Source organism: Butyricimonas faecalis (genome assembly GCF_003991565.1).
In the GTDB taxonomy this organism is placed as follows: Bacteria; Bacteroidota; Bacteroidia; order Bacteroidales; family Marinifilaceae; genus Butyricimonas; species Butyricimonas faecalis.
Map to the genome: position 1 here is coordinate 2,176,678 of NZ_CP032819.1, position 23,061 is coordinate 2,199,738.

Below are 23,061 nucleotides of genomic sequence, written 5' to 3' on the forward strand. Positions count from 1 at the left end.
ACTTTGTTTTCATAAATTACTATTAGCCAGAGCCAACTGGCGTTCACTACAAGACGGAAGGATCTGCCAATCTTTCCGTTTTTATTTTATACTCACTACAATCGTTTTATTTTTCACGTTAAAACGTGCTCCCGTGCTTATCTCCAAAAAGTGCAGGAACTCCTCCACCTCGCCATACCGTTTCATGTCGCCGGACAAGCGGATGTCTTTCAAGCTTTCATCGGAATAAACCACGTCACAATCATACCATAAAGCCAACTTATTCATCACATCCTCCAAGCGATCGTCACTAAACACAAAGTCCCCGTTTTTCCAATCAATGTACTTCCTGACATCCACCTCCTTCACCATGATTCCATTCGTCTCCACGTCACAAACAGCCAGCTGGTTCGGGTTTAGCATCACCTGCCGGATACCATTTTCCACCTCCACTCGCCCTTTCACCAACACGGACTCCACCACTTTCTCTTTCCGGGAATTCACGTTGAACTCCGTCCCGACAGCGACCACGTCCACCCCGTTCGCCTCCACGATAAACGGATGGTCGGCATCTGCCTGCACCTTAAAATAAGCCTCTCCTTTCAACTGCACCACCCTCTTCTCTCCCGCGAAACGTACCGGGTAGACTAACTCGCTCTCGGAATTCACCCACACCTCGGAACCGTCTGCCAACACGATCCGGTACTCTCCTCCTCGATTCACCACCAGCTTGTTATACACCATATCCCCTACCTCTCTCGTAGTCATCGAATCCCGATAAGCCACCATCCCCTCCTGTTCCACGTTAATAGCAACGGACTGCCGCTCTTGTAACGACTTCCTTTCCTTTCCCAATTCCACCATATCCCCCGTCGAAAGATACAAGCAAGCCTTGGAAGAACCGTGATGGATCGCCCCGTTTTCCACCAATTGCACGTCCTTCATCTCTTCGCCCCTCCAGTAATACCCGATTCCTGCCAAAACAAAAACACTCACGCAAGCGGCAACCGCCACGGCTCGCCGGAGCATCGTCCTCTTCCTTGCCACCTGCCGGAAACGTCGTTCCCCCTTCCGGCTAACCAATCTTTCCCGCATCACCCAACGCTGACGTAAAAACGAGCGCTGTAAATCCTCATAATACCGGTGATTCTCGACTTTCTCCCCCAGCCAATTCTCCACGGCTCGTATCTCTTCCGGAGAGAGTGATTCCCCTTGCCAGTATTCAAGTAACCGTATATCCCATTCTTCTCGATTCATATTGTTTCGTTCAATGTTCATATATAGTAGACATCAAAAAGCAAAACGGTTGACTGAAAAATGAAAATATTTTCAAAATTTATCGCAATTATTTATTTCTCTCCTCATAGAGAGCATATTAAGGATACAAAAAAAATCGTTATCATCCATCTCATCATGCCAACGGGAAACCTCGGCAAACAAAAGTCTGTCCCTGTAAAACAAGTATTTTAATCAAACATCTATCTCTTCGAGCTATTGTACTGCGAGCAAGTTCCTATCATATACCTATCCGATTGCTAATAATTGCTATTATAATCTAATATTTTACTATTCTAATAGGAGCGGAATGGGAGCGGAATGGGAGCGGAATGGGAGCGGAATGGGAGCGGCTTGCTACATGATAGGAATATAATACCAACATGATAGCATTTTGATCATACTACTTAACATTTACTCAAATGAACTTTTTATTGAACATTCCTACATTCGAATGCTTACCGCCGTCTTCCCTATAAACAAGCAACAACAACAAAGCTGTATCTGAAACAAGACCTCTCAATGTCTTCAAACTACGCACCAGCAATGTTTTTACCGTAGCCACCGAAATTCCCAATAATTCTGCCACTTCGGCATATTTCATGTTTTTCAAATGCACGCATTCCAACACCTCCCTGCTTCTGGGAGGCAACGCCTCAAGGGCTTTCAACACTTGATCTATCATTTCATCGTGCATTACCTCTTCGTCCTCCCACACTCTTTCCACGACTGATATATCCGGAATCCTCCGAAGCCGACTCTGATCTTTTACTTTCCGGATAGCCATATTTCTCACGGAAACATACAAGTACGACCTTACCCGCTCTCCCTCCAGATTCTCGTTCAATTTTTTCTCCCACAACCGCACGAAGAAATCCTGTACCAAATCCTCTGCCTCCCCCATATCATTCAATATGGTATCAGCCCACAAAACCAATTCATCGTAAAAACAGTCATACAACTCATCCACAGAGAAAGATTTTCCCCTAGAAAAATGAATCGTATGCCTCTGTTTCCCTCGCACGTATTGAGTTTTACAATTTTTTATCTAAACACAAAGATAGTGATAAAAAACGAAAAATTAGGAAGACCGAGTACGAGCATTTCAAGCCAGGAAATGATATTTTTAAACGCGTATAACAGGACATCGCATACGATCTTCCAAATTTCCACAAAATCATATTCCATTTTTGTGAAAAAACTAAAATATGATTCGATTATTATTGTCTCTTGTATTTGGCTTTACTTGCCTGTATTCACACGGTCAAGAAAAGCATGAGCGGTCTCTGCATTACTATATAGAAACTGCCAAAGAAAATAGTCCGTTGATAAAAGACTACGCGAACCAAACGTTAATGCAACAAGCAGAACTCCAACGGTTGAAAGCTATGTACATGCACTCCCGCTTGGAGTTGAACGGTGATTACCTGTTCGTACCTATCATTTCAAAGGACGGTGGGCATACGGCCTTCAAATGGAACGCGCAAGACGCTACAGATTATTATGGTTATGATTTAGGTGAAAGCAGCGGTTATTTTCATGCCGGAGTTACATGGACCCAACCTCTGTTGGGCAAAAGTTCCTATAAAGCAGCACGGGAACAAGCCATGATTAACGAGGATTTGGCGAATAATCATATCCGCGTTGAGAAACACCAATTGGAACGCTTCGTTACAGAACATTACCTGCTTTGCCTGCTCGACAAAATACAAATCCACTTTGCCGATTCTGTCGCCTCGTTGCTCGAAAAACAGATACGTACCGTTCAAAAATTATCAGAAAACGGGATGGCCAAGCAGTCGGACGTGCGTCTGCTTCTGATCGAACAGCAATCCAATGCTGAAACGCGTACCGCTTTCCGGCAATCCTATCATACCCACCTGATGGATTTGAATTTACTTTGCGGTATCGACAACACGGACGATGTCGCTTTGACGGAGGAGTGTTTATCGGTATTGTCGCATCCCGTCGGTGAACGAAGCCTTTTCTCCGAACAATACAGATTGGACAGTCTGAATGTTGCCGCATCCTTACATTCCTTCAACCTGCAATACAAACCCCGTTTGGATCTGTTCGTGAATGGCGGTATGCAGACGGGTGATTTTGCCGGTTGGTACCGGCATTTCGGATGGAGTGCCGGAATTACATTCTCCTGGACGATCTTCGATGGCAGGCAGAAACGTTGGAAAGAGCGTCAAGTGCAACTGCAACAGAGCAGTATACAGAACTATAAAAGCCATGCCGAATATCAACGGGGCATGAGGATAAGCCAGTGCCTGTCGGAACTCGCGGGGTACGACGAACGGGGAAAATCGCTAAACAAACAACTCTCGGAGTATGAACACGTGTTGTCGGGCTACGAAAAAGAGATGCAGGCCGGGCAGGTTTCGGTGCTGGATTATATCACCGTGCTGCGAAACAAGATCCAAACGGAACGGGACTATTTATTGCTGCAAACAAATAGACAGCTTGTCATCGCGGCTTATAACTATTGGAATTGGTAACATCAAATCATTTGCAATTATGAAATATCTTATTGTTTTTTTATCGCTCGTGCTGTGCCTTGCCGGCTGCGGCATGAAAAGCTCGTCCGAAGATAAAATATCCACGAAACAACCCAAAACCGCAGTCACGCTTACGCGTGGAGTTTATGGACATATCGAACAGACGATGATCTTGCCGGCAACCACCGTGTATCGCAACAAGTCCATAATAACAGCTCCCGTTTCCGGTTTTATCGCGGAAATGTTCGTACAAAGCGGGAGTAGAGTGAAAGGCGGACAACTCCTTTATAATTTTGAAAGTAAAGAACAACACGCCATGGGAGAAAGCGGTACGAACCGTGTTATCCCTATAAAAGCGATGCGAAACGGTATTATTCTCGACGTACAACAACAGATAGGGGATTACGTGGCGGAAGGGACAACTCTTTGCACGATTGCCGAGTCGGAAAGTCTCGTTTTCGAGATAAACGTCCCTTATGAACAACAGCAACACGTGCGGAGTGGAGATAGATTCACGTTGGAACTTCCCGAGGGGACTCGTTTACCAGCAACCGTACAGTTGCCGTTGGCCACGATGAACACGGTTTCACAGTCCGAACGCGTGATTGCATCCGCTCCATCCCCGTTTCTTCCCGAGGGGTTGTATGTCAAAGCCTTGTTTGCTGTAAGCGAACCAACTAACGGGAAAAGCATGATACTCCCCAAGAGTGCCGTACAAAGCGATGAAACGCTCTCGGAATATTGGGTGATGAAACTTTCCACCGACAGTACAGTCGTGAAAGTTCCCGTAGAGGTGGTAGGCCGCAATTCTATCTCGATAGAAATTGTATCGGACAGTCTCTCTCCGCGGGACAATATCATCCTTACCGGAGGCTACGGGTTGGAGAATGGAGCAAGTGTAGAAGTCATAAAACAAGAAGCGTTATGAACGGGATACAGAAAGAATGCCTGCACAAGTTGTACAGTCGCCCCATCCTATTTGTAGGATTACTGCTATTGCTTGCCGGAATATGGAGTTACACCCGGATGCAAACCAATTTGTTCCCGGAAGTGTTGTTTCCTCGTGTCACGGTGATAGCCGATGCCGGACAGCAGCCGGTCGACCGCATGATGATCACTGTAACCAAACCTCTGGAAAGTGCCGTGAAGAAGGTACAGGGAGTAACTGTCGTGAAGAGCAGTACCAGTAGGGGCAGTTGCGTGATCGATGTATATTTCCGCTGGGGGATGGATATCTATGCCCTGAAAACTCAATTGGAAAGTCGAATCAGCGAGATAAAGAATTACCTGCCAGACGGTACGGTTATTTCGACAGAAGTCATGAACCAGTCGCTCTTTCCGGTCTATGGTTTCACGTTGGAGAGCAATACTCACAGCCGCATTGCCCTGCGGGACGTGGGTAATCTGATTGTCCGTCCGATGTTCTCGCAAGTGGACGGCATCAGCAATGTGGTTGTGCGCGGGGGCAAGGCGAAGGAGTTTGTTATAAAACCGGACGCGGCGAAGATGACGGCACTCGGAATTACTCCGGCACAGATAAAAGCAGCGTTCAACGAAACGAATTTCGTGCTTGGTAACGGTAACGTGGCGGATTACAGCCGCCTTTACCTAACGCTGACCGATACGCGGCTAAATGACATCGAAGATATTCGCAACGTCATAATTCGCAATGACGGCAAGCGAATCGTCTGCCTGAACGATATAGCCGAGGTCGAAATCCAAGAGCAGCAGGAGTTTTTGAAGATCAATGCTGACGGCCGTGATGCCGTGTTGGTGGATTTAGTAAAGCAACCTGGTGTGAATTTGCTGGATTTCGCGAGCGACGTGGAACGCAAAGCCGAAGAGATACGCGAGCAACTGCCATCCGGGTACGAGTTGAACCCCTACTATAACCAGAGTGCCTTTGTGGGTGACAGTATCCACAGCGTGTTGAAAACCATATACGAGGGGCTGTTTCTGGCTATTATCGTGATGGTGCTGTTTCTCCGGTCATGGCGGTCGAGCCTGGTGGTAATGCTTACCATTCCCGTCACCGTGGCATTCAGTATCCTGCTTTGTTATCTGGCCGGCATAACCATTAATGTTATGTCGCTTGGTGCAATGGCCGCTTCGGTGGGGTTGATTATCGATGATGCCATCGTCATTATCGAACAAATCTATCGAGAACATGAAGAAAGACCTGGCGTGGACCGTTTCACCGTAGTACGTCATGCCATTCGCAATCTTTTCCCCGCCATGGTGGCTTCTTCTCTTTCCACGATTGTCATCCATTTCCCGTTCCGGTTGATGAGCGGGCTGGCCGGCAGTTTTTTCAAGGAGCTTTCCGACACGATGCAACTCACGCTCGTGGCCTCGTTCCTGGTAACGTGGTTGCTGCTACCTGTACTGCATTTGATCATCGGCTACAAAGAACGGTTGCGCCCGAAGACTCCGGATACCGAGTCGCTTGAAGAGAATTCGATAAAAAAGGTACATTTTCTGACCGTAATTTATCGAAAACCGATAGCCGCTTTTCTGTTTGTTTTAGCTTTGGGGGTAGGTGGATGGTACGCTTCTACCCGTTTATCTTCCGGTTTCCTGCCTGATTTGGATGAAGGAACGATCGTACTGGACTATCATTCTCCCGCCGGAACGGATATTGAAGAGACCGATCGGCTTTGCAGACAAATGGAACATGTCATCATGGCACATCCCGATGTGCAGACCTATTCGCGCCGGACAGCTCTAGGCATGTCGTTCAAGACGCGCCCCAGTAATTTCGGCGATTATCTGATTCAATTGAAAACAGACAGGACGAAAAGTACCCCGGAAGTCATCAGCGACTTGCGCCACCAGCTTTCTGCTGCCGTACCGCTGATGACCATCGATTTCGGACAGCGTATTTCCGATTTGCTGGGCGACCTGATGAGTACGCCCAAGCCTATCGAAGTAAAGATTTTCGGCGATGACTACAATACCCTGCAAGAGTTGGCAAAAGAAGTGGAAAAAATCATGCAATCCGTACCGGGAGTTGTAGATATAGACAATGGTCTTGTACCCGCGGGGGCGTCATTGGTGTTCATTCCCGACCAAAACAAACTATCGCTGTTCGGAATCAGCTTAACCGATTTTCAAGAACAACTTACAGCCCATACGGGAGGTATCCCACTCTGCCAACCCGCCCACGTGATCGAGCCCAATCCCGCACAAGCTGCCATGACGGGCGGACTACAAATCGGCTCCGTGCAAGAGGGAGAACAGATGCGCCGCATCTTGTTGCGCTTCACGGACTTCGGGGAGAATTCCCCGGAATTGCTGAAACAGCAGCCCGTTTTCCTGCCGGACGGCAGTACTCGTCCGATCGGTTTCTTTTGTGAAGTCCGCGTGGTTCCCGGAGAAATCGAGCAACGCCGCGAAAATCTGAAAAGCGATATTACACTAACCGCACGTTTGGAAGACAGGGATTTGGGGACCACGGTTTCCGACCTGCAACAAGCATTGAGCACGAAGCTCACCCTGCCTTTCGGGTACAATATCTCCTACGGCGGTGCATATTCCGAGCAGCAACAATCTTTTCGCGAACTGACGATGATTCTCCTGCTTGCCATATTGCTCGTGTTCGCGGTGTTGATGTTTCTTTTCCGAGAATGGCGTATCTCACTTATCATACTTTTTATTTCCATCTTGGGCATCTGCGGTTGCTTGCTGGCTTTATGGTTGACGGGAATACCGCTCAATGTAAGCAGTTATACGGGTATTATCATGGTGGTGGGTATTATTGCAGAAAATGCCATCTTTACAGTCTGGCAGTACAGGATGAATCGGAATCGCGGCGGCAATATTTCCGAAGCAGTCGATTATGCCATCGCTTTGCGCATCCGTCCGAAACTCATGACAGCCATCGGTGCGGTACTTGCCCTCATGCCACTCGCACTCGGTATCGGCTTGGGCGCACAGATGCAACAACCGTTGGCCGTGGCTGTAATAGGAGGTTTCGCCGTCGGCCTACCCCTACTTCTGTTGGTATTACCGGGTATGATGCTTTTAATCTATAAAAAGAAATGATAATTCGCGTACAAATCACTAATTTTGCGATAAATAGGTGGTTGTATCGTCATGTTAATGGAATAGACCGGATTTTATGAAAATATTGATTGTAGAGGATGAAAGAAAATTATCGGATAGTATCGTCGCCTATTTGAATGGCGAACGATACTTATGCGAACAGGCATTCACGTATGCCGATGCCAAGATGAAAGTAAATATGTACGAGTATGATTGCATTCTGCTCGACTTGATGTTGCCGGGAGGAAACGGCCTTGATATTTTAAGTGATATTCGAAGCAAAAGCAATCCTGCCGGTGTGATTATCGTATCGGCCAAAGATTCGTTAGACGATAAAGTAAAAGGGCTGGAGATAGGAGCCGACGATTATCTGGCAAAACCGTTCCATTTGGCAGAGTTGAGCATGCGTATTTACGCGGTTATACGAAGAAAGGCATTTTCCGCAAGCAATGTACTGGAAAATAACGGCATCAAGATTAATCTACTGGAAAAGTCCGTCACCGTGAATGGCAGGCCGATCGTGCTTACTAAATCGGAATACGATCTTCTGTTGTTTTTCATCGGGAACAAAAACCGTGTCATATCGAAAAGCGCGATGGCGGAGCATCTCAGCGGTGAGATGGCCGATATGATGGATAACCATGATTTCGTTTATACGCATATCAAAAATCTGAAAGCCAAACTTGCCGATGCGGGATGCAAGGATTGTGTAAAGAACATATACGGTACAGGTTATAAATGGGTGGAGCTATGAAAAAGAAAAGCCTTATGTATGAATCGCTGACACGTTTCATTATCTGCGTGGCGATCCTTTTGGCATTGGCAACGCCCTTGTTTTACCTGCTGACGAAAAATTTTTATGCTGAAGACATGATAGATATCATAGAAGCCGTACAGCAGGGCAAGCCTGTTCCGGCAATAGATCTCGAAGAAGATATCTTACACGGCATTGTCATACAGTTCATGCTTATCGTTACCATATTGGGGGTCGCCATCGTATTGACGATGCGTCTTATTTCCAAACGATTGTGGCTCCCGTTCGACAAGACTCTGACGGCAATCGAGGCTTTTAAGTTGGAGAACGGTACGATTCCGGCCTTACCCAACAGCGGGATAAAGGAGTTCTCTCGACTAAATACTGTTTTGAATAAATTGATGGCAGATAGTCTGAACAGTTATCGTACCCAGAAAGAGTTTACCGAGAACGCTTCACACGAATTGCAAACACCGCTTGCCGTATTCCAAAGCAAGCTCGATATATTGTTACAACAGCCCGGCATAACGGGAGAACAGGCTGCCATCATACAGGACCTTTACCAGATGAACAACCGTTTATCCCGTTTGAGCCGCAATCTGCTATTGCTTGCCAAGATGGAAAACAGGCAGTTCAGCAAGGAGGAAACGGATGTCATATTGATCCTAAATGAGTTACTACCTTATTTTGACAGCCTTTCGCAAGGATTGACCCTGCAAAAAGATTTTCAAATAAAATCCTTGACGGTAAAAGCCAATCGTTCCTTGTTGGAAATCATGTTGAATAACCTCATTGTAAATGCCGTGCGACACAATAAGCCGAATGGGGCAATCATTGTAACCGTAAAAGCAGACAGCCTGACGGTTTCGAATACATCCGATGAAACAGCGTTGGATGAAAATCTGATATTCAATCGTTTTTATCGTCCTTCGGACAAATCGCAAGGCAATGGTCTGGGATTGGCAATCGTGAAAGCCGTATGCGAGTATCATGGTTGGAAGATCACTTATTCTTATCAGGACAAGCTACACGGGTTTGTGGTAACATTCCGATAAATCTTCAAATTTTCGCCAAAGTCCCGCTCTACCTTTATCGCCATAATAAACAAATGGCGTATGAAACAATATATCTTATTACTGATTACTATCTTTTATTCCTTGACAGTGTTGGCAGGGGAATATACCGACAGCACCAATATCAAGACGGACGATAGCCTGCATTTTACAAGAAATTTCAGCAGAAAGATCGATAAAGTTTCATCTTCCCGTTTTTATCAGATGACATATATCGGTGTACCGTTGACAGTTGGAGGAATTATCGTAAAGAGTGAAGATGATCATTTCAGGAATCTGCGCAATGGCTATATGCCTCGGTTTGACCATCATGCAGACGATTACCTGCAATACGCTCCGGTAGCAGTCATGCTGGGAATGAAGGCTTTCGGTGTTAAAGGACGAAGCTCATGGGGAAGGATGCTTGCCTCGGACGCTTTTTCCGCTTTGTTGATGGGAAGTGCGGTGAATATCTTGAAACAGACCACCCATGTGGTTCGTCCTGACGGTTCGAATGACCGTTCTTTCCCTTCGGGCCATACGGCAACAGCATTCATGACCGCCACCATGTTGACAAAGGAATACGGACACAAGAGTCCGTGGATCGGCATCGGGGCCTATACAGCAGCCTCTACCACAGGACTCATGCGGATGGCGAACAATAAGCATTGGTTGAGCGACGTTTTGACCGGAGCAGGCATAGGAATCCTGTCCACGGAGTTAGGCTATTATCTCTCGGATCTGATATTCAAGGAAAGGGGTATCAACCGATTTGAGAATGAAAATATGTTCGACCGAATGGCAAAGCCCTCATTCGTAAGCCTCTACCTTGGCTTCAATATTCCGTTGAGCGGTTACGATATTGATGAACAAACAGAGTTTCGCACCTCTTCCGGAAGTGCGGTTGGCGTGGAGGGCGCTTACTTTTTCAACCCCTACATAGGCTTGGGCGGACGTTTTGCAGTTTCCAACACTTCTATCATTGTCAATAACGAGGATGCAGAGGACAATACATTCGACGTGATGTCGTTGTGTGGCGGTATGTATTTTTCCTATCCTTTATCCTCACGTTGGCTGGTCGGCAGCAAACTTTTAGGAGGCTATGTGCATTATCCGCGACTGACGCTTTCCAACCAAACGATTCCAGCAAGAGACGGCGGTTGTTTCGGGAGCGGTTTCTCCATGACATTCAAAGCAAAAGAACAGTTTGGCGTAAAATTCTTTCTTGACTACAACTTGCTACCGTCACATAGTAAGAGCAGTAATGAATGGATGAATATGCTGACGAGCGGAGTTTCGATAGCCATTATATTGTAATGCTTCGGCACGCACACACCGTGTCGTTTAGATTTTGAATTATTTCAATATCAAAGGAACACGTTTCCGGCAAATCACCCCTCTTGACGTTATTCCCTCCACGATAACAGAATATTTCCCGTAAGTATCTGCCGTGTAGAAAGACAATTTAGCCGGCGCATCTTTACTGATTTTAACCACCGGTTTCCAGTAAATTGTCGAACGCTCGTCATAACGATTATCCCGGCGCACGGAATCAATTTCGTATTTCGGCACGTAAAATGCATCCGGAATCTGGTATCCCATGATTTTAAAAGGCAATATATTAGGCCGTCCCAAATCCTTGGGTGTCCAACCCGGTTCCGCGGAGATAATTAATACCCCGTTAGCTCCCCGATCGCCAAAAAATGTTCGACCTTGCATCTGGTCCAACATGGAAATATTACGCAATGCCCCTGCAGGAATCAACCGGACCTGATCTATTGTCTCCTCAAAATCATTCACAAGCACATACAACGTTCGTCCAAAATGTTTAAAACAGTCATTCCCTTCATCATCTTTCTCAAATGTCACTCCCGGCAACTGCTGAATAATTAACTCGATAGGCATCATCGAATATTCTGCAATCCGGGTTGAATCCAATTGATAATGAGCTAAATGATCATAGAATGAATAACTCTTTTTCTGTTTTTTGCGAGACACGAGGACTTCATCCAACACGTACACCTTTTCTCCATTTTCGTAATAATAATCCTGACCGAATTTCTTATAAAAATCGTCCTCTTTTTTCTTGGCTTCCAATGTATTGGGCAAGGTGTAATGAGGTGGTAAAAACTCATCTTGATCCACTCTTACGGTTACTCCTCGACGTCCCTTTGCATTTAGGGCTTGTACTAAAAACGAAGTACTATCATGAAATGCCAATCCGTCAATCAAGAAATTCCCCTCTTCATCTGTTTCCACCATACGACAAAGGCCATAGTTAGACAACAACACGATATTAGCCCCCTTGGACTTCTTCCCCCAGAAATTATTCACCCTACCGGAAATCACTTGACCGACTTCCAACGGGTACTTAAAATCATCAAACTCCCCTTTAGCCAATTTAGATACGTCAAAACGGGTCCACCCGTGTGTCATCATCACCAAATCCAGATTATCCTCCACCTCCGGAATCGTGTCATTGAAATAATAAGCCGGGTTATCAATATACCCCTTCAAATCCGAGGTCAATAACAAATTGGACAAAATATTATCTTCCAAAGAATCCTGCACCACTTTCTGGTCATCCGTCACGGAGATTGAAAACGATCCGTCTAACATACCCTTATACGCATCTTCAAAATCGATCTCCATTTCTACCAATTCCCGGGCAATATACGTCGGCTTATTGGTCGTGATCTTCAATTCCGGACGTTGATTGCGTTTCACGAAAAATAGCCGCTGACTATACACGTTTCCCGCGGCATCAAGCAACACAATATGCGAAATTCCTTCCGGTAAGATATTCAAGTTAACACTTCCTTTCTGCAAGCCGTTTACCCGATTCATCCCGACAACGATACCCCGGCAATGTATCACGGTATATAGCTCCTCCGGCAACGTTGCCTGTTCCCCCTTGAGCACCCGATAACTCAGGATCGAATCCTTCCGAATAATTGAAAGTCCCCATCCCGTTTCCGAAACTTCAGGTAATTCAAACCTTTTCTCCACCCCGTCCTCCGTTTTCATCACGGCATAAAATTTCTTTCCCGAATTCACGGGCAAGCGGAATTTTCCCATTCCGTCATGCCGGGTACGAACCGTTGCAATCACGATAGAGTCCTGATACACGTCACCCGTGGCCTCCACGGCTCTCCCGTCCGCTCCGATAGCTTTAAATGCCACTTGCTGAAAATTCCCCGATAACAAATTCCCTCCTTCCGGAAAAAATTGCACGTCAAAATCCTTCAATTGCGAGGGAATATAAATATAGCGTTTGAACGGGAAAGGTTGCCCATCCTGAAATTCCACTTCGATCGTTTTCATCGTGGTATCAATTTTCACTTCAAACTTCCCGTCTTTATCCGTCCGGGCCGGTTTCACGGAATACTGATCCTTCTTCACGCCTGCAATGTAAGTCACCGACGTCCGACTATACGGCTCTCCCTGCCCGTCCGACAAACGAATTGTCGCCGTGTAATTATTCGTCCGGTTTTTCGTGTACGTCACGTCCGTCCATACCCTTGAATCTTTCGGATTGATCACCCGGATCTTCTTTTTGAAAAAATAATCCTCCCCCGCATTCTGCATGTAATAAGTAAAAGCCCGCAGAGAATAGTCACCTTGTTGCAAATCCTTCGGGATCTCGATCTGTCCGAAAAAACAAGAATCCCGACCCACGACTTTCACCCGCTGAATCACGGAATCCCGGCGGTCGATCAAGTCAACATAGATATAATGACTAAAAACCATCGGAAACATCGCTGCCGCATGTACCTGGTAAGCCCGGAACCACAACTTATCTCCCACCGTGTACACGCTTTTATCCGTGTGCAGGTACACTTTTTCCTGCTGCAATTCCCGAATCTGTGCCGTAAAATTAGCTATCAACTTCTTCTCAAAAGGAGAAAACTCCTTAAAAGCATATCCCAATAAAATAATACCCAAAAGAACGATTACTTTTTTCATACGGCAAACCAATTAAATCATTTATTTCTCTTGAACAATCCCCTCAAGACATCAGCCAAATCATCCAAACTATCGTGAGAATCTGCATGAGGTATACTCTTTAACGCTCCTAACTCCTGTTCACCAATGCCTATCTGCATCGGATAAACCAGAATGCAACTATTTTTACAAAAATACTTGTTCAAATAAGTCGGGATCATCATCATATTCTTCAAATAAGAGGGATAATTCCTTCTACTCATCACGATCATCAAAGCATCATTCTCTTTTACATCACGGGATATGATCAAGAAATCATCCCAATTATTGAATTCATTGAATTCCACCTCGATATGATGCTTGGCCTGTATATCCTGCAAAACATTCAACACGGCAGTATCGGCATAAAACACGATCTTGCTGCTTGAATTTTTAGCCATATTCCATATGCGAATTACCCAGTAAGGGAAGCCTATCTCTCTCTCTGCCCGAAACGGCACCACCACAATATAACGCTTTATCGTGGACAAAGGTTGTGCGGGACGGTAAACCAACGTCGTCGTGGCACATTTCGACAATACCCGATCTGTCAGATTCCCCAAAAAAGTATCGGAAATAACTCCTTCTTTACGAAGTCCCAGTACAATATCGGTTATCTTATGTTCTTTCGTGGCATTCTTAATACCATTTACAATATCTTCATCATAACGCAGGGAAGTCACCAGCTCATTATCCGTTGCAGCCGCGGCTTTTGTTGCTTTTTCCAACAACAGGTTCGCCTTCTTCTCCGCCATACTGTCCCCTTCATCCGCCTGTATCACGTTCAAAGCTGTCATCACGGCTTTCACCTTCTTGGATTTAATCGTTACAGCCAGGCTAACCAATTCCTCTACATTCTCGATATTACTCAACGGGATCAAAATACGATCTTCTATCTCTTCATTGTCCACGCTCTCGTCTTCCGCAAATTCAGCCAAAGCCACCTCCTGAGCCCCTTTCTGCGTGGCAAAAGAAGCGATGATACAAGTCACCAAAATCATCACGATCGTGCCATTCAGCACGCTCTCATTCAATAAACGAATCGGTTCCCCTTCCGGCGTTGTTCCCAGAATAACGTTATACCCAACAAGAACAGCTGCCAAAGTCGCAGCCGCTTGCGCGTTACTCAACCCAAAAATCAAAGTCCTTTCAGAAGCCGTAAATCGGAAATTCTTCTGCGCCAACCAAGCCGGAATAAACTTTGACACGGTTGCCACCACACACATGACAACAGCCACCCATATCGTGGTCAGATCATACAAGAACACGTGGAAATTAACCAACATTCCGACCCCGATCAGAAAGAACGGAATAAACAAAGCGTTTCCCACAAATTCAATCCGGTTCATCAGCGCCGATGTATTCGGTATCAGGCGATTTAATGCCAATCCGGCCAAGAATGCTCCGATAATGGCTTCCAATCCTGCCGCCTCAGCCAAGAAAGAGGCAAAGAAAACAAGCCCCAGAACAAATATAAACTGCCCCACGCGATCATCATATCGTTTGAAATACCAGCGTCCGACAAAAGGAAATCCCCAAAGCACGATAAAAGCAAACACGATCGTGGAAACACCCAACTGGATCCAAAATCCCTGGGTCAACTCACCCGTGGACATTCCCACGATAACCGCCAACACGAACAAGGCCAGCAGACAAGTGATCACAGTCCCACCAATCGTCACGTTGATCGCCCGGTTCTTCGTGATTCCATATTTACTCACGATCGGATACGTCACCAACGTGTGAGAGGCAAACATACTCGCCAATAAAATGGAAGTAGGATAAGAAAAATCCAATAAATAAACTCCGGCCAATGTCCCCAATATCATCGGGATAAAGAACGTGTAAAGACCAAATATCAAACCCCGTTTACTGTTCTTTTTAAAATCCGCCATGTCAATTTCCAACCCCGCCACGAACATGATATACAATAAACCCACGGTCCCGAACAACACGATACTACTATCCCGATCCATGATATGCAAACCGTAAGGTCCGATCAATGCTCCGGCAATAATCAAACCGACTATATCCGGAATCTTAAAACGATGTAGTACAAGTGGAGCAAACAGAATAATAAAAAGGATTACAGAAAAGATTAACACGGGATTCGTTAATGGTAATGTAATACTTAATATATTCGGATTCAACATAAAAGGAATATTTTAGTGGGGTTTCTACTCTTTACATTACAAATTTATTCTTTTTTAATGAATAAAGAAGTAAAAAAGATAAATTTGTCAGCGAAATCACCTTAATCTAAGAAAAAGATGCAAACCACAATTCGCCTTTTTAGCCTATGCCTATTAATCCTAGGCTTTTACATGTGTCAACCTACTCCGGGAAAGAAACAACCGGTAGACTGGGTTGATCCGCAAATTGGCTCGGTACATTGCCGCTGGTTCTTCTATACCCCGGCTGCACTTCCCATGGGGATGGCCAAACTGGCTCCGACCACCAACGCTTACGGAAGTTATGGTAGCTGGCTTCCCTGTGGATACGATGACCGTCATACTTCCATTGAAGGTTTCGCCCATTTTCACGAGTTTCAAATAGGGGGAGTCGTAACGATACCCACCACCGGAGAGCTAAAAACCTTACCGGGGACATTGGAAGATCCGGATGCCGGTTATCGTTCACGCGTTGACAAGGCAACAGAAGTCTCCACCCCCGGCTATTATGCCGTAACACTCACGGATTACAATATCAAAGCAGAGATCACGGCTACCACCCGGACGGGCTTTCACCGTTATACCTTCCCCCAATCCACCACGTCAAGAATACTGTTCGACATCGGACACAAACAAGGAGAAAGTGCCACCATCACGGATGCAGAAGTCACGTATCACCCGAAGACCAATGAGGTAACCGGATGGGTGGAGAATTATCCGATTTATGCTACATTTTGCCAACCGGACGGGAAAATAAAAGTTTTCTTTGCCGCCAAACTGGACAAGAAGCCACAAACAATCGGGACATTTGTTGACGAGAACATACAAGAAAATGCCAACACGGTAAAAGGCCCCGGATGCGGACTGTATTTGACTTTCCAAACAAAAGCCAAAGAACAAATACAAATGCAAGTCGGTCTATCCTATACCAGCATCGAAAATGCACGTAATAACCGGGATACAGAATCCGCCGGGAAAAGCTTCAATGACGTGAAAAATGCCGCCCGCCAGACTTGGAATGAAATGCTTGGCCGTATTCAAGTAGAAGGAGGAACCCCGGAAGACAAAACCAAATTCTATACCGGACTTTATCATGCCCTACTCGGCAGGGGGATTGCCAACGATATAAACGGACAATACATACGACATGATAAGACCATCGGACAAATACCTTTGGACAAAAACGGGATTCCCCTTTATTCCCATCACAACACCGACGGTATGTGGGGCGGTTTTTGGAATCTTACCCAAATTTGGACATTAGCCTATCCTGAAATATTCTCTAGTTACATAAAATCAAATTTGGACTTCTTCGAAAATTCCGGTTGGCTACACGACGGGGAAGCCGCCGGAGTATACACGAACGGCGTACAAACCAACTTTCAAGGCTTAATTATATGTGCCGCTTACCAAGCCGGTATTCGTGACTTCAACATTGAAACAGCCTGGAGTGCCATCTGTAAAAACGAGCTGGAATACAAAGGACGGGATATGGGTAATGGGAAATATGACAATGAATACTTTATCAAACAAGGTTTTGTACCCTTGAAAGATTATCTATATCCGAACAACTGGGTCTGCAACTTCGGGGCCTCCCACACGTTGGAATACGCCTTTAGTTGTTACGCGGCAGCTCAGATGGCCAAAGCGATCGGAAAAACGGCTGCATACGATACCCTCATGCAATACTCGTACGCCTACAAAAATCTATTCGATCCGGAGACAAAGTATATGCGTCCCCGTGAAATGGATGGTAGTTTCATGAAAGACTTCGAGCCTCTGAAAGGTTGGAAAGGATTCCAAGAAGGGAATGCCGCACAATACACCTGGTATGTTCCCCATGACATCGAAGGTCTGATAAACCTCATGGGCATTGATCTTTTCAACGAAAGACTGGAAAACACGTTTATCGAATCCCGGAAAACCCTGTTCGGTGGGGGAAAAGAGATCGATAGCTTTTCCGGTGTCGAAAAATTGTATAATCAAGGCAATCAACCCTGTCTCCACGACGCTTGGTTATTCAACTATTCCGGGAAACCGTGGTTGACACAACTATACACCCGGTTGATCTGTGATGAATTTTACGGTATCACCCCGGAACATGGTTACGGTTACGGACAGGACGAAGATCAGGGCCAATTAGGGGCTTGGTATGTGATGGCAGCAATGGGTTTATTTGACGTGCAAGGTGGAACCAATATCACCCCTTCTTACCAGATCGGCAGTCCCAAATTCCGTAAAATCACGATTCAACTCGACCCCCGGTACTATTCCGGTAAAACATTCGTGATTGAAACAGAAAATAATGCCCCGAACCATTATTACATACAGTCGGCAACTCTCAACGGGAAACCGCTAGAAGATTGCTGGTTCTATCGCCGGGAAATGCTCAATGGTGGACACTTAAAATTACACATGGATGCACACCCCAATACCCGATGGGGAGTTTCATCCATGCCTCATTCCAAATGATTATATGATAAAAAAGTCCGAGTGTACCTCGGACTTTTTTATCATATAGGCTTTCACCCATTATTTTACTTCCCAAACGTCTCCGCTGTTCAATAAATCCTCAACACAACGGATTGGGGATTTTGCTTTCACATTTTCAATCTGAGCCTCCAACGCATCATTGTAAGTCGTACCTTCCACATCGCGGATAACCCCTAAAGCCACGGGATACTCCGGAGCTTTCATGTGTACCAGCATCCAATGTATCGAAGGATTCTCGCTGTGAGCATCATGCACCATAATGTCATCCAACGTGATACCATCCTTACCGATCTCGACAACTTTCAACTTACCGGCCTTCATATCGAACATGATACCTTTATCCTTGTTCTTTCCGAAAACCATTGGCTCCCCGTGTTTCAAGATCAATTGACGATCTTCCTTCATCTCTTTATCCGTAATTGCGGCATGAGCCCCGTCAGCAAAGATCACGCAATTTTGAAGAATTTCCACAACAGCAGTACCCTTATGACGCACTCCGGCCTCGATAACCTCTGCGCTCAAGTTGATATTCATATCCAACGTACGGGCGAAAAATTTTCCTTGCGCACCAATTACCAACTCTCCCGGATTAAACGGAGTCTCGATTGTTCCGTAGGGAGAAGTTTTGGTTTTCGTACCCAACTTCGTGGTCGGAGAATATTGTCCTTTCGTCAACCCGTAAATCTCATTATTGAACACCAACGTGGTGATATCAATATTACGGCGAATAGCATGAATGAAATGGTTACCACCAATAGCCAAAGCGTCACCGTCACCGGAAACTTGAAGAATATTCAATTTCGGATTGGCACTCTTAGCTCCGGATGCGATAGCAGCAGCCCGGCCATGAATCGTGTGGAAACCGTAGGTATTCATGTAATAGGGGAAACGGGAAGAACATCCGATTCCGGAAATAACTGCCCACGATTCTTTCGGATACCCCAATTCAGCCATGGCCTTCTGTACGGAGTTAATGATACCATGGTCACCGCAACCCGGACACCAACGAATCTCCTGGTTGCTCTTAAAATCTTTCGGTGTATATTGTTCTGCCATGATTATTTTCCTAATAATTCGATTATTTTTTCTTTCAGCTCAACTACCGTGAAAGGTAATCCGGCTACTTTATTATATTGATAATACGTGTAATGCGGGAATTTAGCTCTCAAATATTGTGCAAATTGTCCCAAGTTCAACTCGCAAACGATAATCTTCTTGAATTTACCAAGAACCTCATCCGTGTTCTTCGGAAGCGGGTTGATAAAGTTGAAATGAGCCAAGCTCACGTCTTTACCTTCTTCTCTCAATTCACGAACCACCGAGTACAAGTGACCGTAAGTTCCACCCCATCCGACAACGAGGGTATCACCACCATTCTGGCTTCCGAAAATCTCTTGTTGAGGAATGTAGTCAGCAATCTTAGCCACCTTAGCATCACGCAAATCAGTCATAATTTGATGGTTTTCAGGAACGTAACTAATTTCTCCCGTTACATTCACCTTCTCCAAACCACCGATACGGTGTTCCAAACCTTTTGTCCCCGGTAAAGCCCACATTCTGGCCAATGTCTCCGGATCACGAGCATATGGTTTATAATCATCACCTTCTTTCGCCACTCTCGGGGTAATAGAAGGATAATCTTTCAATGAAGGAATCTTCCACGGTTGAGCGCCATTACCCAAGAACCCGTCTGTCAACAGAACAACCGGAGTCATGTGCTCCACGGCAATTTTAGCCGCCCAGAAAGCATAGTCAAAACAGTTTCCGGGAGTACTAGCAGCGACAACAGGCATAGGGCTTTCACCGTTACGTCCGTAAAGAGCTTGCAACAAGTCAGATTGTTCCGTTTTCGTGGGAAGACCGGTTGAAGGACCACCACGTTGCACGTCTACGATGACCAAAGGTAACTCGGCCATTACCGCCAAACCGGCAGCCTCGCTCTTCAATGCCAATCCGGGCCCTGAAGTTGTCGTGATAGCCAGATTACCCACGTAACTTGCACCGATAGAAGTACAAATTCCGGCAATCTCATCCTCTGCCTGATAGGTCTTCACACCTAAATCACGTCTCAACGCCAATTCTTGCAAAATATCGGTTGCCGGAGTAATAGGGTATGAACCGCAGAACAAAGGTAAATTCGCTTTTTCAGCAGCAGCCAAGAATCCCCATGCCGTAGCCTTATTACCGGTAATGGTCCGGTAACGCCCTTTCTCGATCTGAGCGGGAGCCACGTTGAAGTGTACAGCCAAAGCATGAACATTAGCAGCATAATTGAAACCGCTTTCCAACACTTTCACGTTAGCGCTAGCGATTTCCGGTTTCTTGGCAAACTTCTGGTTAATAAAAGCTCTTGTGTGATCCACCGTACGGTCGAACATCCAGTAAATCATACCAAGAGCAAACATATTCTTACATTTAACGATAGACTTCTGATCCAGACCGCTGTCCTTCAAAGCCTCTTCCGTTAAAGTCGTGATCTTCACGGGGACCACGTTATAATCTTGCAAGACTGCATCCTCCAGCGGGTTTTCTTTATACCCGGCTTTCTCGATGTTCTTGTCAGTAAATGCATCCAAGTTCACGATAATCGTTGCACCTTTCTTTGCCCAACGCAAGTTAGCCTTTAAAGCGGCAGGATTCATCGCCACGAGCACGTCTGCAAAATCTCCCGGTGTTTTAATGGGATCATTCCCAATATGTACTTGAAACCCGGAAACACCGCCAACCGTACCTTGCGGGGCGCGTATTTCAGCAGGATAATCCGGAAACGTTGATACACCGTTTCCAAATAAAGCAGCAGCATCCGAGAATTGCTGGCCGGTCAATTGCATTCCATCTCCCGAATCTCCCGAGAAACGAATCACAATGTCTTTTTTGTCGATAACTTCTGTCTTTTCACTCATGACTTAGTTACTTGTTCTTAAATATTAAATATTAAATTATATTCTATAATATCACGCAAATTTTATGTTGTAAAACATGCGTAAAGGTAGCCAATACTAATATCTAAACAAGTTTGTATCAGTATTTTTTTCTCTTTCGATATTACATTGACAATCAAGTCAAAGCATGTCAAAAAACATATTTTTCAGTACAAATAAAATAAAACAATTCTAAACAACGAATCTTTTTCCGTCGTTTTCCGGTTACTTTTTTGTTACAATTGAAAATTCTAGCCATAAAATTTCTTTCAATATAGAACAAAATCAGTCTTCAAATTGTATAGATCATAAGTTTTGTATAATTTTATCAAGTAAACATCTATACAGAGCGACAAAGTATATTTGAACCGCTTTTGATTATTAACTTTAATTCCATCCTATGGCCCGTTTTCTTAAAGACCGAACAAAATCAAAAGGAACCGCACCCGGCTCCCTGATCTTCATCGGCAAACAAAAAATGACGAAGAACTCCATTCAGGTTATCCAATACACGTCAGAAGGACTTAAGGAGTTCTTTCCGGAAACCATGGAAAACATAACCGACATCGTATCCAACGATCACATGACCTGGATCAACATATCCGGCTTGCAAAACACTAAACTGATTGCCGATATGGGTAAAGCTTTCGATATATCTTCCCTATTTCTGGAAGACATTCTAAACACGGACCAACGTCCCCGGTTCAGTGAAGAATCCGACCATTTATATATCATTGCCAAATCCTTCTATTTCGGCAAGGAAGACGGCATCGTACACATGGAACAACTCTCTTTTATTGTCGGCTCCCACTACCTGATTACCATTCAAGAAACAGATGCCGATTATTTCAAGGATGTGAAAAAACGCTTGTATGACGGCAAAACCCGCATCCGTTCCTTCGGGACGGATTACCTCTGTTACGCCCTGTTGGACACCCTCGTTGACAGCTATATCATTAATCTTGAAATATTAGGAGCAGCCATAGAAGAGCGCGGTAAAACAATTTTAGAAGCAGACGCCAAAGTGCTTGAAGACCTTTACCACTATAAAACAGAACTGTCATATATCCGGAAAAACGTACGTCCATTCAAAGAAGTCACAACCCGTTTCATTAATTGTGACTCTCCACTGATAAACCAAAACACGTACCTCTATTTACACGACTTGGATGATTTGGTGGTACAAGCCCAAGAAGCCATCGAAATATACTACTCCATGGTCTCAGATCAAATAAATCTCTATCAAACGAATATTGGAAACCGACAAAATGATGTCATGAAAGTATTGACCATCTTTTCAGCTATTTTCATTCCCCTCACCTTTATTGCCGGAATCTACGGCATGAACTTCGAATATATCCCCGAACTAAAACACCACTACGCCTATTTCATCCTTTGGGGTATCATGATCATCATCACGATCACCATGCTCCTCTACTTCAAAAGAAAAAAGTGGCTTTAGCACAAATTTAGAATTTAGAATTTAGAATTTAAAATTTAGAATGACTCACGCACTTTTACATTCTAAATTTTACATTCTAAATTTCCTTAAGCTTGTCCCTGTGGTTCCAAGTCCACCGGGAACATAGGGGCTGCAGGACCGCCTTCCGGCAAATTTATTCTTCCGAAATCACTCTCGAATCTTCGTATATTATCCTGTAATGCTAACATCAACCGTTTCGCATGTTCCGGGGTTAAAATAATACGACTTTTCACTTCACCCTTGGGCATTCCCGGCATGATACGGATAAAATCAACGATAAACTCGGAGGATGAATGAGAAATAATAGCCAGATTTGCATAGGTTCCTTGTGCCACATCGTGATTTAATTCGATATCGAATTGTTGTTTCTTCTCTTCCATAATAGTTTGGGTTAATAGTTC

At 45.0% G+C, this 23,061-nt stretch carries 15 protein-coding genes; 8 read left to right on the forward strand and 7 right to left on the reverse strand.

Annotated features, from left to right (window positions below; translation table 11 throughout):
- Nucleotides 1-81 precede the first annotated feature (81 nt).
- Entirely contained in the window at nt 82-1,236 is a 1,155-nt protein-coding gene (locus D8S85_RS09605) for a FecR family protein (protein ID WP_172726500.1), read from the reverse strand.
- Between the two features lie 436 nt (nt 1,237-1,672).
- Complete coding sequence (locus D8S85_RS09610) at nt 1,673-2,278, reverse strand: RNA polymerase sigma factor (RefSeq protein ID WP_262708599.1); 606 nt, start codon at nt 2,276-2,278, stop codon at nt 1,673-1,675.
- Between the two features lie 184 nt (nt 2,279-2,462).
- Here D8S85_RS09610 and D8S85_RS09615 point away from each other — a divergent pair, with 184 nt between their 5' ends.
- The 6 genes from D8S85_RS09615 (at nt 2,463) to D8S85_RS09640 (ending at nt 10,925) form a co-directional block, all read left to right on the forward strand.
- Nucleotides 2,463-3,758, forward strand: a complete 1,296-nt coding sequence (locus D8S85_RS09615) for a TolC family protein (RefSeq protein WP_127075016.1) — start codon at nt 2,463-2,465, stop codon at nt 3,756-3,758.
- Nucleotides 3,759-3,777: 19 nt separating this feature from the next.
- Nucleotides 3,778-4,686, forward strand: a complete 909-nt coding sequence (locus tag D8S85_RS09620; RefSeq protein ID WP_127075017.1) for an efflux RND transporter periplasmic adaptor subunit — start codon at nt 3,778-3,780, stop codon at nt 4,684-4,686.
- Nucleotides 4,683-7,802, forward strand: a complete 3,120-nt coding sequence (locus D8S85_RS09625; protein ID WP_127075018.1) for an efflux RND transporter permease subunit — start codon at nt 4,683-4,685, stop codon at nt 7,800-7,802. Before D8S85_RS09620 ends, D8S85_RS09625 begins: the two co-directional genes overlap by 4 nt.
- Nucleotides 7,803-7,878: 76 nt before the next feature.
- Entirely contained in the window at nt 7,879-8,556 is a 678-nt protein-coding gene (locus D8S85_RS09630) for a response regulator transcription factor (RefSeq protein WP_127075019.1), read from the forward strand.
- Nucleotides 8,553-9,611: a sensor histidine kinase gene (locus tag D8S85_RS09635; protein WP_127075020.1), complete on the forward strand. Its 1,059-nt coding sequence runs from the start codon at nt 8,553-8,555 to the stop codon at nt 9,609-9,611. Before D8S85_RS09630 ends, D8S85_RS09635 begins: the two co-directional genes overlap by 4 nt.
- Nucleotides 9,612-9,671: 60 nt before the next feature.
- A complete protein-coding gene (locus D8S85_RS09640) occupies nt 9,672-10,925 on the forward strand; it encodes a phosphatase PAP2 family protein (RefSeq protein ID WP_127075021.1) in 1,254 nt (417 codons plus the stop codon).
- A gap of 39 nt (nt 10,926-10,964) precedes the next feature.
- Here D8S85_RS09640 and D8S85_RS09645 read toward each other — a convergent pair whose 3' ends face one another.
- Entirely contained in the window at nt 10,965-13,574 is a 2,610-nt protein-coding gene (locus tag D8S85_RS09645) for a hypothetical protein (protein ID WP_127075022.1), read from the reverse strand.
- Between the two features lie 17 nt (nt 13,575-13,591).
- Nucleotides 13,592-15,745: a cation:proton antiporter gene (locus tag D8S85_RS09650; RefSeq protein WP_106480519.1), complete on the reverse strand. Its 2,154-nt coding sequence runs from the start codon at nt 15,743-15,745 to the stop codon at nt 13,592-13,594.
- A gap of 117 nt (nt 15,746-15,862) precedes the next feature.
- On the opposite strand from D8S85_RS09650, the gene D8S85_RS09655 reads away from it, so the two are divergent.
- Nucleotides 15,863-18,235: a GH92 family glycosyl hydrolase gene (locus tag D8S85_RS09655; RefSeq protein WP_106480520.1), complete on the forward strand. Its 2,373-nt coding sequence runs from the start codon at nt 15,863-15,865 to the stop codon at nt 18,233-18,235.
- Nucleotides 18,236-18,295: 60 nt separating this feature from the next.
- Here the strand turns inward: D8S85_RS09655 and D8S85_RS09660 are convergent, their stop codons facing one another.
- Nucleotides 18,296-19,312 (reverse strand): 2-oxoacid:ferredoxin oxidoreductase subunit beta, encoded by a 1,017-nt coding sequence (locus D8S85_RS09660; RefSeq protein ID WP_106480521.1) that lies wholly within the window; start codon nt 19,310-19,312, stop codon nt 18,296-18,298.
- A gap of 2 nt (nt 19,313-19,314) precedes the next feature.
- On the reverse strand, nt 19,315-21,159 hold the full coding sequence (locus D8S85_RS09665; RefSeq protein ID WP_106480522.1) for a 2-oxoacid:acceptor oxidoreductase subunit alpha: 1,845 nt from the start codon (nt 21,157-21,159) through the stop codon (nt 19,315-19,317).
- 418 nt (nt 21,160-21,577) lie between these two features.
- Here D8S85_RS09665 and corA point away from each other — a divergent pair, with 418 nt between their 5' ends.
- Nucleotides 21,578-22,639 (forward strand): magnesium/cobalt transporter CorA, encoded by a 1,062-nt coding sequence (gene corA / locus D8S85_RS09670; protein WP_106480523.1) that lies wholly within the window; start codon nt 21,578-21,580, stop codon nt 22,637-22,639.
- Between the two features lie 86 nt (nt 22,640-22,725).
- On the opposite strand, the gene D8S85_RS09675 is transcribed toward corA, so the two are convergent.
- Nucleotides 22,726-23,040: a DUF3467 domain-containing protein gene (locus D8S85_RS09675; protein WP_106480524.1), complete on the reverse strand. Its 315-nt coding sequence runs from the start codon at nt 23,038-23,040 to the stop codon at nt 22,726-22,728.
- Nucleotides 23,041-23,061 lie beyond the last annotated feature (21 nt).

Coding starts and splice junctions, on each gene's coding strand:
- D8S85_RS09625 (WP_127075018.1), top strand. CDS start 4,683: ATGAACGGGATACAGAAAGAATGCCTGCACAAGTTGTACAGTCGCCCC.
- D8S85_RS09635 (WP_127075020.1), top strand. CDS start 8,553: ATGAAAAAGAAAAGCCTTATGTATGAATCGCTGACACGTTTCATTATC.
- D8S85_RS09645 (WP_127075022.1), bottom strand. CDS start 13,574: ATGAAAAAAGTAATCGTTCTTTTGGGTATTATTTTATTGGGATATGCT.
- D8S85_RS09665 (WP_106480522.1), bottom strand. CDS start 21,159: ATGAGTGAAAAGACAGAAGTTATCGACAAAAAAGACATTGTGATTCGT.
- D8S85_RS09675 (WP_106480524.1), bottom strand. CDS start 23,040: ATGGAAGAGAAGAAACAACAATTCGATATCGAATTAAATCACGATGTG.
- D8S85_RS09655 (WP_106480520.1), top strand. CDS start 15,863: ATGCAAACCACAATTCGCCTTTTTAGCCTATGCCTATTAATCCTAGGC.
- D8S85_RS09630 (WP_127075019.1), top strand. CDS start 7,879: ATGAAAATATTGATTGTAGAGGATGAAAGAAAATTATCGGATAGTATC.
- D8S85_RS09640 (WP_127075021.1), top strand. CDS start 9,672: ATGAAACAATATATCTTATTACTGATTACTATCTTTTATTCCTTGACA.
- D8S85_RS09650 (WP_106480519.1), bottom strand. CDS start 15,745: ATGTTGAATCCGAATATATTAAGTATTACATTACCATTAACGAATCCC.
- corA (WP_106480523.1), top strand. CDS start 21,578: ATGGCCCGTTTTCTTAAAGACCGAACAAAATCAAAAGGAACCGCACCC.
- D8S85_RS09620 (WP_127075017.1), top strand. CDS start 3,778: ATGAAATATCTTATTGTTTTTTTATCGCTCGTGCTGTGCCTTGCCGGC.
- D8S85_RS09615 (WP_127075016.1), top strand. CDS start 2,463: ATGATTCGATTATTATTGTCTCTTGTATTTGGCTTTACTTGCCTGTAT.
- D8S85_RS09605 (WP_172726500.1), bottom strand. CDS start 1,236: ATGAATCGAGAAGAATGGGATATACGGTTACTTGAATACTGGCAAGGG.
- D8S85_RS09660 (WP_106480521.1), bottom strand. CDS start 19,312: ATGGCAGAACAATATACACCGAAAGATTTTAAGAGCAACCAGGAGATT.